The organism is Patulibacter brassicae (genome assembly GCF_033949425.1).
GTDB lineage: Bacteria > Actinomycetota > Thermoleophilia > Solirubrobacterales > Solirubrobacteraceae > Patulibacter > Patulibacter brassicae.
Genome location: NZ_JAXAVX010000001.1, coordinates 937,578 through 950,600 on the forward strand (window position 1 = coordinate 937,578; position 13,023 = coordinate 950,600).

The 13,023-nt window shown below is 76.6% G+C and carries 10 protein-coding genes; 6 read left to right on the forward strand and 4 right to left on the reverse strand.

Features of this window, described 5'->3' with window-relative positions; all coding sequences use genetic code 11:
- Positions 1–40: 40 nt before the first annotated feature.
- The gene (locus SK069_RS04265) at positions 41–1,129 is read right to left on the reverse strand and encodes a ribonucleotide-diphosphate reductase subunit beta (protein ID WP_319952941.1); all 1,089 of its coding nucleotides are present in this window, start codon (positions 1,127–1,129) and stop codon (positions 41–43) included.
- A 503-nt stretch (positions 1,130–1,632) separates the two neighbouring features.
- Here SK069_RS04265 and SK069_RS04270 point away from each other — a divergent pair.
- From SK069_RS04270 to SK069_RS04295, 6 genes are all read left to right on the forward strand, one after another.
- On the forward strand, positions 1,633–3,837 hold the full coding sequence (locus SK069_RS04270; RefSeq protein ID WP_319952942.1) for a methylmalonyl-CoA mutase family protein: 2,205 nt from the start codon (positions 1,633–1,635) through the stop codon (positions 3,835–3,837).
- Positions 3,834–6,077, forward strand: a complete 2,244-nt coding sequence (scpA, locus tag SK069_RS04275; protein WP_319952943.1) for a methylmalonyl-CoA mutase — start codon at positions 3,834–3,836, stop codon at positions 6,075–6,077. Before SK069_RS04270 ends, scpA begins: the two co-directional genes overlap by 4 nt.
- Before the next feature lie 8 nt (positions 6,078–6,085).
- Positions 6,086–7,102: a methylmalonyl Co-A mutase-associated GTPase MeaB gene (gene meaB / locus SK069_RS04280; protein WP_319952944.1), complete on the forward strand. Its 1,017-nt coding sequence runs from the start codon at positions 6,086–6,088 to the stop codon at positions 7,100–7,102.
- An 86-nt stretch (positions 7,103–7,188) separates the two neighbouring features.
- On the forward strand, positions 7,189–8,160 hold the full coding sequence (locus tag SK069_RS04285; RefSeq protein ID WP_319952945.1) for a hypothetical protein: 972 nt from the start codon (positions 7,189–7,191) through the stop codon (positions 8,158–8,160).
- A gap of 65 nt (positions 8,161–8,225) precedes the next feature.
- Positions 8,226–8,957, forward strand: coding sequence for a hypothetical protein (locus SK069_RS04290; protein WP_319952946.1), 732 nt, complete (start codon positions 8,226–8,228; stop codon positions 8,955–8,957).
- A complete protein-coding gene (locus tag SK069_RS04295; protein WP_319952947.1) occupies positions 8,954–9,616 on the forward strand; it encodes a hypothetical protein in 663 nt (220 codons plus the stop codon). The genes SK069_RS04290 and SK069_RS04295 overlap by 4 nt, the downstream gene beginning before the upstream one ends.
- On the opposite strand, the gene SK069_RS04300 is transcribed toward SK069_RS04295, so the two are convergent.
- The 3 genes from SK069_RS04300 to SK069_RS04310 are packed head-to-tail and all read right to left on the reverse strand — an operon-like array spanning position 9,591 to position 12,933.
- Positions 9,591–10,268, reverse strand: coding sequence for an ECF transporter S component (locus tag SK069_RS04300; RefSeq protein ID WP_319952948.1), 678 nt, complete (start codon positions 10,266–10,268; stop codon positions 9,591–9,593). The genes SK069_RS04295 and SK069_RS04300 overlap by 26 nt on opposite strands.
- Positions 10,265–11,959 carry an ABC transporter ATP-binding protein gene (locus SK069_RS04305; RefSeq protein ID WP_319952949.1) on the reverse strand — a complete coding sequence of 565 codons (1,695 nt, stop codon included), beginning with the start codon at positions 11,957–11,959 and terminating at the stop codon, positions 10,265–10,267. The genes SK069_RS04300 and SK069_RS04305 overlap by 4 nt, the downstream gene beginning before the upstream one ends.
- Positions 11,956–12,933, reverse strand: coding sequence for a CbiQ family ECF transporter T component (locus SK069_RS04310; protein WP_319952950.1), 978 nt, complete (start codon positions 12,931–12,933; stop codon positions 11,956–11,958). Before SK069_RS04310 ends, SK069_RS04305 begins: the two co-directional genes overlap by 4 nt.
- Positions 12,934–13,023 lie beyond the last annotated feature (90 nt).

The following is a 13,023-nucleotide window of genomic DNA, read 5'->3' on the forward strand; positions in this document are numbered from 1 at the left end:
GCGGGGCTCCAGGAACGGGCGGGGACGGCGGGGCGGACGGCTAGAGCTCGTCGTCGGAGACGGCGACCAGCGAGCTGGCCTTCTGGTACTCCGTGACGCGGCCCTCGAAGAAGTTCTGCTCCTTGCGGACGTCCATGAGCTCGGCGAGCCACGGGAGCGGGTTCTCGATCGGCTGCTCGTGGAGCGGGCGCAGCCCGCAGGAGGTCAGGCGGCGGTCGGCGACGTAGTCGATGTACGTCGAGAACTCCTCGCGCGAGAGCCCGACGGCGGCGACGGGCAGGCAGTCGGCGATGAACGCCTGCTCGAGCGCGACGGCCTCGGCCATGAGCGCGCGCAGCTCCTCCTGGAACGCCGGCGTCCAGATGCCGGGGTTCTCCTCGACGAGCGCCGCGAGCAGGCGGCGGAAGAGCTCGATGTGGTTGCTCTCGTCCCGCAGCGTGTAGCGGAACATCGTGCCGATGCCCGGGAGCTTCCCCTGCCGATAGAGGGCGAGGATCATCCCGAAGAGGCCGTAGAACTGGGTCCCCTCCATGCACTGGCCGAAGAGGAAGACGTTCTTGGCCAGCAGCTGCTGGTGCTCGGTGCGCGTGAGGTCCAGGTCGCGGCGCAGGACGCGCGAGGCGTCGGTGACGAACCGGTTCTTCGCGTGGATCGTCGGGACGTCGGTGAACATCGCCTCGCACTCGTGCGGGTCGATCCCCAGCGAGCTGATCATGTAGAGCAGCGAGTCGGCGTGGATGTTCTCCTCGTGCGCGTGGCGCCCGAGGACGAGCTTCAGCTCCGACGCCGTGACGAGCTCGCGCACGACGTGGATGACGTTGTCGCCGACGATCCCCTCGGCGGCCGAGAAGTAGCCGATCCCCATCCGGATGATCCAGCGATCGACGTCCGACAAGGCCCCCGCCGATCGCCACTGCTCGACGTCGCGGCCCATCGGGACGTCCTCCGGCTCCCAGTGGTTGGCCTTCATCGTGCGGTAGAGCTCGTAGGCCCACGGGTACCGCAGCGGCGCGAGGTTGAACGTCATCGTCTCGCGGCCGTTGATGACGCGCTTGGCGGCGAGCGCGGCCTCCGCCTTCGCCTGATCCAGGACGAACGAGCGGTCGCCGATCGAGTAGGTCTTCTGCATCGCCGTGCTCCGGGGTCGGCGGAGGGTCGGCGGCGACGACCTGCAGGGAGGCGACGTGCGCGGCCGCCCCTTCCGCGGGGGCGTTCCAACGACGTGGGCCAGGCGATCGGACTCGTCCGCGTCGCGGCCCTGCGAAGGACCGCGACGTGGCTTCACCGCTGCGCGACAGTGCCGGGCTCTCACCGGACTTCGCTGGGTTCCACGTGCCCCGTGATCGGGGTCGGATCAAGGTAGGTCGGCAGTCGGACGGAACCGCGAGCTCCGACGCCGCGCGCCTCGTCGAGGTCGTCGTGAGCGCCTGAGCGCGAATCCCGCGGTGCCCGGCGTCTCGGTGGATGCTCGCCGTGACCGGTCCGGGGCATGCGACCGACGGCGGGCGACGGATGGTGCCCTCCGACGACCACGACGGGTGCTCGGCCCGCGCCCGCGCGCGGAGGCGCGTATCGTCGCGCCCGACGCGGTCCCCGCCGCGCCGTCCTCCGTCGACCCCGATGAGCTCGCCGATGCCCGACCCAGCGCCCCTCGCCGCCGACTTCGACCCGGTCACCACGGAGGCGTGGCTGAAGGCCGCCACGGCGAAGCGCAAGCCCTCGCCCGACGACCCGCCGCCGCCGACCGAGGTCCCGCACGGGACGACGGAGGACGGCCTGCCGGTGCGGTGGCTCTACACCCCCGCCGATGCGCTCGCCCCCGATCCCGGCGGCGTGCCCGGCCGGGCGCCGTTCGTGCGCGGCGTCGGGCCCGGCGGCGAGGACGAGCCGGCGTGGCAGATCCGCCAGGCGCAGACCGCGCCCGTGCGCCGCGACGCACGCGCCGCGATCCTCGAGGACCTCGAGGGCGGCGCGACCCAGATCGGCCTGCGCCTCGACCGCGCCGCGCGCGCGGGCCACGCCCCCGGCAGCGACGCGTTCGCCACGACGCGCGGCCGCGACGGCGTGATGCTCTCGACCGCCGACGACGTGGGCGAGACGCTCGACGGGGTCTACGTCGACCTCGCGCCGGTCGCGCTGGAGGCCGGCGCCCAGGCCGTGCCCGCCGCGGCGCTGCTGCTCGCCGCGCTCGCCCGCACCGGCAAGCCCGCCGCCGCCGCGCTGCGGATCGACCCGCTCGGCGCGCTGGCCGCCGAGGGCGCGCTCGGCCGCGACGCGGCCGACGCCGTCGCCGAGGCGGGGCGGATCGCCGCCGAGGTCGACGCCCGCTGGGGCGCCGACGGCGTCGTCGCCCTCGCCGTCGACACCCGCGCCCACGCGAACGCCGGCGCGACCGCCGTGCGCGAGCTCGCGATGGCCATCGCCACCGGGGTCGCGTACCTGCGCGCCGCCGAGGCCGCGGGCCTGGCGCCCGAGCGCGCCGCCGCCCAGATCGAGTTCACGCTCGCCGTCGGCCCCAACCAGTTCGAGGAGATCGCGAAGCTCCGCGCCGTCCGCCGCCTGTGGGCGCGCGTCCTCGAGCTCAGCGGCGTCGACGCGGACGCGCGCCGCTCGCCGACCTACGCCCGCACGACCGACCGGATGCTCGCCGGGGTCGATCCGTGGACGAACATGCTGCGCGCGACGACCGCCGGCTTCGCCGCCGCGGTCGGCGGTGCGGACGGCCTGACGGTCGCGCCGTTCGACACCGTCGTCGCCGACGCCGTGGGCGCGGCGGGCCCGGGTCCGCTCGGACGCCGGATCGCGCGCAACACGCAGCTCATCCTCCAGGAGGAGTCGGGCCTGCGGCGCGTCGCCGACCCGGCGGGCGGCTCGTGGTACGTCGAGTCCCTGACCGACGAGCTGGCCCGTGCCGCGTGGGAGAAGCTCCAGGCGATCGAGGCCGCCGGTGGCGCGCTGGCCGTCCTCACCGACGGCTCCTGGGCCGCCGAGCTCGCCGAGGCCGCCGACGCCCGCGAGCAGCAGCTGCGGACCCGGCGCCGCGACCTCACCGGCGTCAACCAGTTCCCGCTGCTGGGCGACGACAAGGTCCACCCCGAGCCGCTCGACGCGGGCGAGCTGGCGGAGCGCGAGGTCGCCCGCCTCGCCGAGCGCCCGCCGCTCGACGGGGCGCTGGAGGCACGCGTCCGCGAGGCGGCCGCCGCCGGCGACGGGCTGCTGCAGGCGCTCGTGGACGCCGCCGAGGCCGGCGCGCGGATCGACGAGCTCGCCGCGTGGATCGGCTCCCAGCCGGCCACCGGCACCGGCCTGCCGGTCCGCCGCGACGCCGAGCCGTTCGAGGCGCTGCGCCGCGAGGCCGCCGCGCACGCCGCGGGCGCCGGCGGGGACGCCGCGCTCGACGAGACCGTCGTCTCGCCCGCCGGCCCGTCGGTCTTCCTCGCCTGCCTCGGCGCGCTCGCGTCGCACAGCACCGCCGCGACGTGGGCGACGAACTTCCTCGGCGTCGGCGGCCTGGCCGCGCGCCAGTCGCCGCCGCTGACCTCGGCCGAGGCGGTCGAGCAGGCGTGGCGCGAGGCCGGCGAGCTGCCGGTCGCCGTCGTCGCGCACGGGCGCGAGGAGTCCGACCAGGGCATCCGCCACACGACCGACACGCTGCGCGGGCTCGGCGTCCGGACGATCCTCCTGGCCCAGGCCGACGACGAGCGCGCGACCGCGCTCGGCGCCGACGCCGGCTTCCGGGACGGCGTCGACATGGTCGCGGTGCTGCGCGCCGCGCTGGACGCCGTGACCGGCACCACGCCCACGAACGACCACGACGACGCGGAGGCGGCACGATGAGCGCGATCCCCGACCTGACCGGTGCGACCCTCGGCGACGTCGAGCAGGACGCCGTCGACCGCCCGACGATCGAGGCCGCCGCGACCGCCGCGTCCGGCCGCCCCGTCGAGGAGCTCCGCTTCCCGGCACCCGAGGGCATCACGCTCGAGCCCGGCTACGGCTCGGCCGACGTCGCGGGGCTGGACTTCCTCGACACCCGCCCGGGCTTCCCGCCGTACCTCCGCGGGCCGTACCCGACGATGTACGTCAACCAGCCGTGGACCGTGCGCCAGTACGCCGGCTTCTCGACGGCCGAGGAGTCCAACGCCTTCTACCGCCGCAATCTCGCGGCCGGCCAGAAGGGCCTGTCGATCGCCTTCGACCTGGCCACGCACCGCGGGTACGACTCCGACAACCCGCGCGTGGCGGGCGACGTCGGCATGGCCGGCGTGGCGATCGACTCGATCCTCGACATGCGGACGCTGTTCGACGGCATCCCGCTGGACCGGATGTCGGTGTCGATGACGATGAACGGCGCGGTGCTCCCCGTGCTGGCGCTCTTCATCGTCGCCGGCGAGGAGCAGGGCGTCCCCGCCGAGAAGCTGACCGGAACGATTCAGAACGACGTTCTGAAGGAGTTCATGGTCCGCAACACCTACATCTATCCGCCGGCCCCGAGCATGCGGATCATCTCCGACATCTTCGCGTTCACCTCGCAGGAGATGCCGAAGTTCAACTCGATCTCGATCTCCGGCTACCACATGCAGGAGGCCGGGGCCTCGGCCGACCTCGAGCTGGGGTACACGATCGCCGACGGCATCGAGTACATCCGCGCCGGCCTCGACGCGGGCATGAAGGTCGACCGGTTCGCCCCGCGCCTCTCGTTCTTCTGGGCGATCGGCATGAACTTCTTCATGGAGGTCGCGAAGATGCGGGCGGGGCGCCTCATCTGGGCGAAGCTCCTGCGGGAGCAGTTCCAGCCGGAGAACGCGAAGTCGCTCTCGCTGCGCACGCACTGCCAGACCTCGGGCTGGTCGCTGGCGGCGCAGGACGTCTACAACAACGTCGTGCGCACCTGCGTGGAGGCGATGGCCGCCACCCAGGGCCACACCCAGTCGCTGCACACGAACGCCCTCGACGAGGCGCTCGCGCTGCCGACCGACTTCTCGGCCCGGATCGCGCGCAACACGCAGCTCTTCCTCCAGCAGGAGTCGGGCACGACGAGCGTCATCGATCCCTGGGGCGGCAGCCACTACGTCGAGCGCCTGACGGCCGAGCTCGCGGCGAAGGCCCTGGGCCACATCGCCGAGATCGAGGAGCTCGGCGGCATGACGAAGGCGATCGACGCCGGCGTGCCGAAGCTCCGGATCGAGGAGTCCGCCGCCCGCACGCAGGCGCGGATCGACGCCGGCAAGCAGGTCCTCGTCGGGGTGAACCGCTTCCGTCCCGAGCGCGACGAGCAGATCGACGTGCTGAAGGTCGACAACGCCGGGGTCCGCGCGAAGCAGATCGAGAAGCTCCAGCGCCTGCGCGCCGAGCGCGACGAGGCGAAGGTCCAGGCGGCGCTCCAGCGCCTGACGGAGGGCGCCGCGCAGCGCTCGACCGGGCCCGGCGCCGAGGACCACAACCTCCTCGCGCTCGCCGTCGAGGCCGCACGAGCCCACGCGTCCGTCGGCGAGATCAGCGACGCGCTCGAGAAGGTGTTCGACCGCCACACCGCCGAGATCCGCTCGATCGCCGGCGTCTACCGCAGCGAGGTCGGAGAGATGAACAAGCCCTTCGCGCGCACCCGCTCGCTCGTCGAGTCCTTCGAGGAGCAGGAGGGCCGCCGCCCCCGGATCCTCGTCGCGAAGATGGGCCAGGACGGCCACGACCGCGGCCAGAAGGTCATCGCGACGGCCTTCGCCGACCTCGGCTTCGACGTCGACATCGGGCCGCTCTTCCAGACGCCGGAGGAGGTCGCCCGCCAGGCGATCGAGGCCGACGTGCACGTCGTCGGCGCCTCGTCGCTGGCGGCCGGGCACCTGACCCTCGTCCCGCAGCTGCGCAAGGCGCTGGACGAGCAGGGCCGCGACGACATCCTCGTCGTCGTCGGCGGCGTCATCCCCCCGCAGGACTTCGACGCGCTGCGCGAGGCCGGCGCCGCGGCGATCTACCCGCCCGGCACGGTCATCGGCGAGGCCGCCGGCGACCTGCTGACGATGCTCATGGGCACGCTCGAGCTCGAGGTGCCGGCGGACGAGACCGCCGACGCCGCCTGAGCCGCGCGATGGCACGCCGCCGTCCGAGCGCCGACGAGCTCGTCGCGGGCCTCCAGGCCGGGGACCGCGGCGTGCTCGCCCGCGCGATCACGCTCGCCGAGAGCCGCCGCGCCGACGACCGCGAGCTCGCGCAGGAGGTCATCGCGCGGGTGCTGCCACCGCAGGACCGGCCGTCGACCGCGCGCCGGGTCGGGATGACCGGCGTGCCCGGAGCCGGGAAGTCGACGACGATCGAGGCGCTCGGCGTCTGGCTCGTCGAGCAGGGTCACAAGGTGGCGGTGCTCGCGGTCGATCCGTCCTCCACGCGGCAGGGCGGGAGCATCCTCGGCGACAAGACCCGGATGCAGCGGCTCGGCAACCTCGACGACGCCTACATCCGCCCCTCCCCGTCCAGCGGCGTGCTGGGCGGCGTGGCCCGCCGCACCCGCGAGGCGATGATCCTCTGCGAGGCGGCCGGGTTCGACGTCGTGATCGTCGAGTCGGTCGGCGTCGGGCAGTCCGAGGCCGAGCTCGCCGAGCTCGTGGACTGCGTCGTCCTGCTGCTCGTCCCCGGCGCCGGCGACGAGCTGCAGGGCATCAAGCGCGGGATCGTCGAGGTCGCCGACCTCATCGTCGTGAACAAGGCCGACGGGGAGCGCGAGGCCCTCGCGCGGCGCGCGGCCGGCGACTACCGCCACGCGCTGCGGATGCTGCCCGAGGCGACGCCGGGCTGGAAGACGCAGGTCCTGACCGCCAGCGCGACCGAGGGCACCGGGGTGACCGAGACCTGGGCGGCGATCGAGGAGCACCGTGCCCACCTCGAGTCCGACGGCGGCCTCGCGCGACGCCGGGCGGGGCAGCAGCGCCGCTGGCTCCAGGCCCAGATCGACGAGGGCGTGCTGGCGGCCTTCGCCGAGCGGGCCGGCGTCGCCGAGGCGCTCGACGCCGCCTTCGCCGGCGTCGCCGAGGGCCGGGTCACGGTGCCGCAGGCGGCGGCGCAGGTGCTCGAGGTCGGGTTCGGCCCGGGCGCGCCGCCCGAGCGCTGAGGGCCGAGACCGACGCGGGAGCGGCGCTGCGCCAGGACCGCACGCCCCCGCGCACCTGCGGGGTTCGCCGCCGGTTCGTACGGAGGATGTCCCCCATCCCCCGCCCCCGCATCGCGCTCGCAGCGCTCCCGCTGCTCAGCGCCGTCCTCGCCGCGCCCGCCTCCGCGTCCGCCGCCAGCGACATCGTCACCCCCGTCCAGCAGCTCGCCGTCCCGACCACGGGCCTGGCCACCGGCAACGGCGTCGTCAGCTGGACGACGGGCCGCTTCGCCGATCCGGCCCAGCGGCCACTGCCCCTCCCGACGAGCTTCGACCTGTGGACCGCCACCGGCACCGGGCCGCGCCTCGTCGCCGAGGGCGTGCCGACCGCCGACTGGGAGGCCGGGACCGACGCCGGCGGCGCGCCGGTGCTCGTCTCCGGCCCGCGGCTGCTCGACGTCCGCACCGGCACCCTCCGGACGCTGCGCCTCGGGGTGCCGGCCGCCCGCCTCGGCGCCGTCGCCATCGACGCCGGACGGCTGTACTTCGTCGTCAACGCCGCGCAGCCGACCCGCACGACGCACGCCGTCCTGCGGGTCGCGCGGCTGGACGGCACGTCGATCGGGCGGCGCACGCTCGTGCGACGGCTCCCGCGTGGCGAGCGCGGCGACGGGCTGCTCGCCGACGGCAACCGGATCGCCGTCGACACGTCCTCGCGCGTCGTCGTCGACGGGCGCACCGGCACCCTGCGCCAGACCCGCGCGGGCACGCCCCGCGGCACGTGGCGCGCGACGAACCGCGTCCTCGTGCAGGAGGGACCGATCCCGACCGTGCGGACCCTCGGCTTCACCCCCGACCGCGGGGCCCTGCTGTCGGCCATCAGCGACGACGAGCACCCCACGACCCGGATCGAGCGGCTGCGGCTGCGCGGCACGGCGAAGCCGACCGTCACGCGGCTGCAGGGACGGTACGGCGCCGGACTGACCTACGACCGCGCGAGCGCCCGGCTGCTGCTGTTCGCTCGCGGCGACGGCGCCGATCCCGGCGGCGTGCTCGGCTGGAGCGCCCCGCGCCGCTGAGCGGCGCGCGCCCCGCCGCCACCCGCGGCGCCTCGATCCGCGACGGGTCCTAGGCTGCGGGGCGCGTGCCCGCCCCCGACACGCCCTTCGATCCGTTCGGCCGCCGTGCCGAGGAGTCCTCGCCGACCTTCCCGACCCGCTCAGCGGTGGCGCGTCGGCGAGGCCCCTCCACGCGGCCGCCCGTGCTGCGCGCGCTGGGTCGCCTGCTCGCCGTCGCCCTGCTGCTCGTGGCCGGCGGCGGTGCCGTGGCCGCGACGTTGCGCCACGCCGTCGACGTCGGTGCGGACCAGTCGCGCGCGATCGCGTTCGCGCTGACGCACGACCCGCTCGGTCCCCGGTCGCTCCTGCGCCCGGCCGGCATGCGTCGGGCGCTGCAGCGCGCAGCGCCCGAGATCCGTGCCGGCGAGCGCGTCGAGAGCCTCACCGCCACGCCGACGCGGGTCCTGCTGACCGTCGTCGCGTCCACCGGGTCGCGGCGCTGGATCCGCATCGGCGTGGACGGCGATCGCGGGACGACCTTGCTGGCCGGCGGCGGCGCGATCGCCACGAACGGCGTCCGGCTGCGCGACCTGCGCCCCGAGCGGGCGCTGCGGGTGCTCGCCCGCCGGCTCGCACGGATGGGCCCGCCGGCCCCCGAGCCGACGGTCACCGCGTCCGTGGTCACGAGCACGAGCGTCGCGTTCGGGACCGGCCTGGTCCCGCGGACGACGACCCGCCGCCAGCTGCGGTGGACGCTCTCGGTGGAGGGGGAGCCCGGCGCCGATCGCACGCTCGCCGTCGACGAGGCGGGACGGTGAGCGCGGCGCGGTCGACGCCCCGGCTGCGGCGGGCCGTCCTCGGCGCGGTGCTCGTGGTCGCGGCCGCGTGCCTGCTGAGCTGGGCGGCGTTCCACGTCGCGCGCGGGCCGTCGGAGTGCGGCGGCGACGCGGGAGACTGCCCGCCGGGGTTCGCCTCGGCGCTGCTCGGCGGCGTCGCGGCGCTGGTCGTCCTCGGCCCGATCGGGATCGCGCTGCTCGCCCGTCGCCGCGGCTTGCCCGGCACGGGCCTGGCGCTGCTGCTCGGGGCCGTCGCGACCGGGACCTACGTCGCGCGGTTCGAGGCCGCGCCGGTCACCGACGCGACCCTCGCGACGTGGATCGTCGTCGGGGCGTTCGGGGTGCCGGCGGTCCTCGCCCTGCTCGCCGGGCTCGCGGCGGCGACGCTCCCCGGGCCCCGCGCTGCCGCGCCGCGTGCGGCGCCGTCCCGCGTCGCGCCTCCGGATCGCGACGCGCCGACCCAGCTCCATGCGCTGCTCGTCCACGGCTTGGCCACCGGCGCGCTCGGTCGCGACGGCGCGTCGTCCGACGGCGTCCCGGCGACCGCGCAGGTCGCCCAGCTCCTGGACCTCCACCGTCGCGGGGTGGTCGACGACGAGCAGCTGCGCGACGCGCTCACCGCGCTGCGCCGGCGGGGCTGACGCTCGGCGGGGCGCACGACGCCTCCGCATCGAAGGCGTCGGCCGCGACGAACCGCCCGTCGCGTCGGCGGGCCGACCGCCGGAGGGCGACGATCGCCGCCGGGCCGAAGAGCAGCGCGAGCACGAGGTTGCCGGCGGCGTGGGCGAGGTCGTACGGCAGCGCGGTGCCGAGGAGGAGCAGCAGGCCGTCCGACGGCTCGCCGGAGAACGTGAGCCAGGTCGAGAGGTTCATGACGAGCCCGAACAGGAGCCCGGCCGCGGCGCACGTGAGCGCGAGCGTCCAGCGGCCGGCACGTCCCCGCGTCGCGGCGCCGAGGCCCGCCCCGATCAGGCCGCACAGCCCCCAGGCGAGCATCTGCCACGGCGTCCACGGCCCCTGGCCGAAGAGGACGTTCGACGTGAGCGCCGCGAACGCGCCGACCGCGAACCCCGGCGCGGGACCGAGCACGAACCCCGCCACGAGGACGATGTCGGTCGTCGGCTTGACGTTCGGCAGCGGCGCGAACGCCACCCGCCCGATCGCGGCGAGCGCCGCGAGGGTCGCCACCAGCGCGAGGACGCGTGGCGAGGGCCGCGACCGCTCGTACCAGCGCAGCCCGAGCAGGACCGCGCCGCAGGCGACGCCGAGCGCCGGCAGCACCCAGCCGCTCACGGGCGCACGTCCCGGTTCGCGATGCGCACGTCGCCGAGCAGCGCCGCGCCGGCCGACGGCGTCAGCGGCGGCGGCCCGACGACGCGGTCGGCGAGCACGCGCGCCGTCTGGGTGCCGAAGTACCAGCCTCCCGAGAGCACCTCGCCGGCCGGGCCGTCGGCGGCGAGGCGCCCGTCGATGAGCAGGAGCGCGCGGTCGGCGACCTCGGCGGCGAACTCGACGTCGTGGGTCGCCACGAGGATCGCGGTGCCCTCGGCGGCCAGCGCCTCGAGCTGGGCACCGAGCCGCCGCCGGGCCGCGCCGTCCATCCCGCGGGTCGGCTCGTCGAGCGCCACGAGCGCCGGCCGGTCGGCGCCGCCGAGCGCCACGGCGAGCGCGACCCGCTGCCGCTCGCCGCCCGAGAGGTCGCCCGGGTGCCGATCGGCGAGGTGCGCGACGCCCGCGCGCTCCAACGCCGCCGGGTCGGCCTCGTCCGCGACGCGATCGTGGAGGAGGTGGTCGCTGGGGCGCTGGGTGAGGAGCCCGACCCGCCCGCCGCGGACGACCCGTCCCCGCGTCGGGGCGTGCAGCCCGGCGAGGGTCCGCAGGAGCGTCGACTTGCCCGCGCCGTTGCGGCCGAGCAGCGCGACCCGCTCGCCCGGCGCGATCCGCAGGTCGACGCCGCGCAGCACCGCCGGACCATCGGGCAGCTCGAGCCAGAGACCCTCGGCCGCCGCCGCGACCGGCGCGCCGACGGTCCGCTCCCCGCGCCGCCTCCGGCGGAGCCGGCCGCCGCCCCGTCCCGCGTCGCGCGCCGGGGACTCGTCCGTCGCCCGGCCGTGACGAAACGCGTCGCCATCGCCCGTCGGATCGCGCCCGAGCGCCTCCCGGGCCGCGCGGACCCCGAGCGGCAGCGGCGTGCGGCCCGCGAGCGCGAAGAGCCGCGCCGCGGGCGGCAGCAGGTCGGGAGCGCGGTCGGCCGCCCACGCGAGGAACGCCGTCGGCGGGCCGTCCCAGGCCACGCGGCCGGCGTCGAGCGCGACGACGCGGTCGACGTGGTGCAGGCAGCGATCGAGCCGGTGCTCGGCGACGATCGCGGCGATCCCCTGCTCCTCGGCGAGCCGGCGCAGGAGCCAGAGCAGCTCGTCGCCGGCCACCGGATCCAGTTGCGAGGTCGGCTCGTCGAGCAGGAGCAGCCGCACCGCGTCGCGTCCGGTGCCGCCGGCGGCGAGCGCGGCGCCGAGCGCGACCCGCTGCAGCTCCCCGCCCGAGAGCGCGTGGACGCCGCGATCGAGGAGGCGCTCGATCCCGAGCGCGAGGGCGACCTCCTCGACGGCACGCGCGATCGTCGCCGGCGGTGCGCCCCGGAGCTCCAGCGGCAGGCTGAGCTCGGACCGCACGCCGTTGAGGACGACCTGGGTCTCCGGGTCCTGCAGGACGGTGCCGACGCTGCGGGCCAGCGCACCCGGTCGCGCGTCGCGTGTGTCGGTCCCCGCGACGACGACGCGCCCGCCGAGCGTGCCGCCGGTGTGGTGCGGGGCCAGGCCGCAGGCCGCGTGCAGCAGCGTCGACTTGCCCGACCCCGACGCCCCGGCGAGCAGCACGAGCTCCCCGGGCGCGACGGACAGGTCGACATCGACGAGGGACGGCGGCGCGTCGTCGCCGTGCCGGAAGGAGATCCGCTCCAGCCGCAGCAGCGGCGCGGCGCTCATCGGTCGCCTCCCGGTTCGTCCGGCCGCTCGACGGGCGGGTCGACGAGGGGCCGGCGAGCGCCCGCCGGGCCGGCCGCGGGCGGGCGGACACCGGTCCCCGGGAGCACCGCGGGCACGAGCGCCAGGACGACGAGGAGCCCGCCGAGGGCGAGCGCTGCGCCGCCGAACGGCAGCTCGAGCTCCGGCAGGGCGGTCATCCGCAGCGCCCCGGTGGCCAGTGCGGCGATCACCGTCACCACGAGCAGCGCCGTGGCGGCGGTCAGGGCCCGGTCGTGCCGCGACCACGGTGCCGCGGGCGCCGTCGGACGGACGCCGAGGCCGTGGCCCCGGAGCTCGATCGCGGCGGCGAGGTCGCCCGCGCGGTCGAGGGCGGAGCCGACGACCGCCCGCGCGACGAGCGCCCGGGCGGCGCGGTCGTCGTGCGCCCCGGGCGTGCCCGGCGGCCGCAGCGCGCGGGCGTCGGCCATCCGCCGCCCGTCGCGGGCGAGCACCGGCACGACCCGCAGCGCCAGGGCCGCCGTCAGCGCCGCGGTCGGCCAGCGCGGACGGAGCGCGCGCAGCAGCGCGTCGGGGTCGACGGCGACGAGGAAGAGCAGGCTCAGCGGCAGGAGCACGAGGAGCCGCAGGGCGAGCGTCCCGCCGCTGACGAGCGCCTCGAGCGTCACGTCGACCTGGCCGAGCACCGGCAGGTGGCCCAGCCGCGCGAGCACGGTGAGGCCGTCGCGCACGACGAGCCCGTTGACGAGCACGACGAGCAGCGCGAGCGGCAGCCCGAGCAGCAGCGCGCGTCGCTGCACCGCACCGGCACCGGCGCGCGCGCCGACGGCGAGCACCGCGAGCACGAGCGCCGCCAGGACGAGCGGATGCGTGATGGCGATCGTCGCCCCGGCGACCGCGACGCACCAGGCGGTGGCGACGACGGGACGCGCCGCGCGCAGGGGATCGCCGCCCGGCCGGTGCCCGACGCCCGCCATGGCGTCGAGGACCCGGTCGGTCCGCGGGCGCGGGCCGCGGCGCGCGCGCGACGGCCGCTCCGCGGGGGGCGCGGCGAGCGCGCGGCCGGC

Coding starts and splice junctions, on each gene's coding strand:
- SK069_RS04265 (WP_319952941.1), bottom strand. CDS start 1,129: ATGCAGAAGACCTACTCGATCGGCGACCGCTCGTTCGTCCTGGATCAG.
- SK069_RS04270 (WP_319952942.1), top strand. CDS start 1,633: ATGCCCGACCCAGCGCCCCTCGCCGCCGACTTCGACCCGGTCACCACG.
- scpA (WP_319952943.1), top strand. CDS start 3,834: ATGAGCGCGATCCCCGACCTGACCGGTGCGACCCTCGGCGACGTCGAG.
- meaB (WP_319952944.1), top strand. CDS start 6,086: ATGGCACGCCGCCGTCCGAGCGCCGACGAGCTCGTCGCGGGCCTCCAG.
- SK069_RS04285 (WP_319952945.1), top strand. CDS start 7,189: ATGTCCCCCATCCCCCGCCCCCGCATCGCGCTCGCAGCGCTCCCGCTG.
- SK069_RS04305 (WP_319952949.1), bottom strand. CDS start 11,959: ATGAGCGCCGCGCCGCTGCTGCGGCTGGAGCGGATCTCCTTCCGGCAC.
- SK069_RS04310 (WP_319952950.1), bottom strand. CDS start 12,933: ATGGCGGGCGTCGGGCACCGGCCGGGCGGCGATCCCCTGCGCGCGGCG.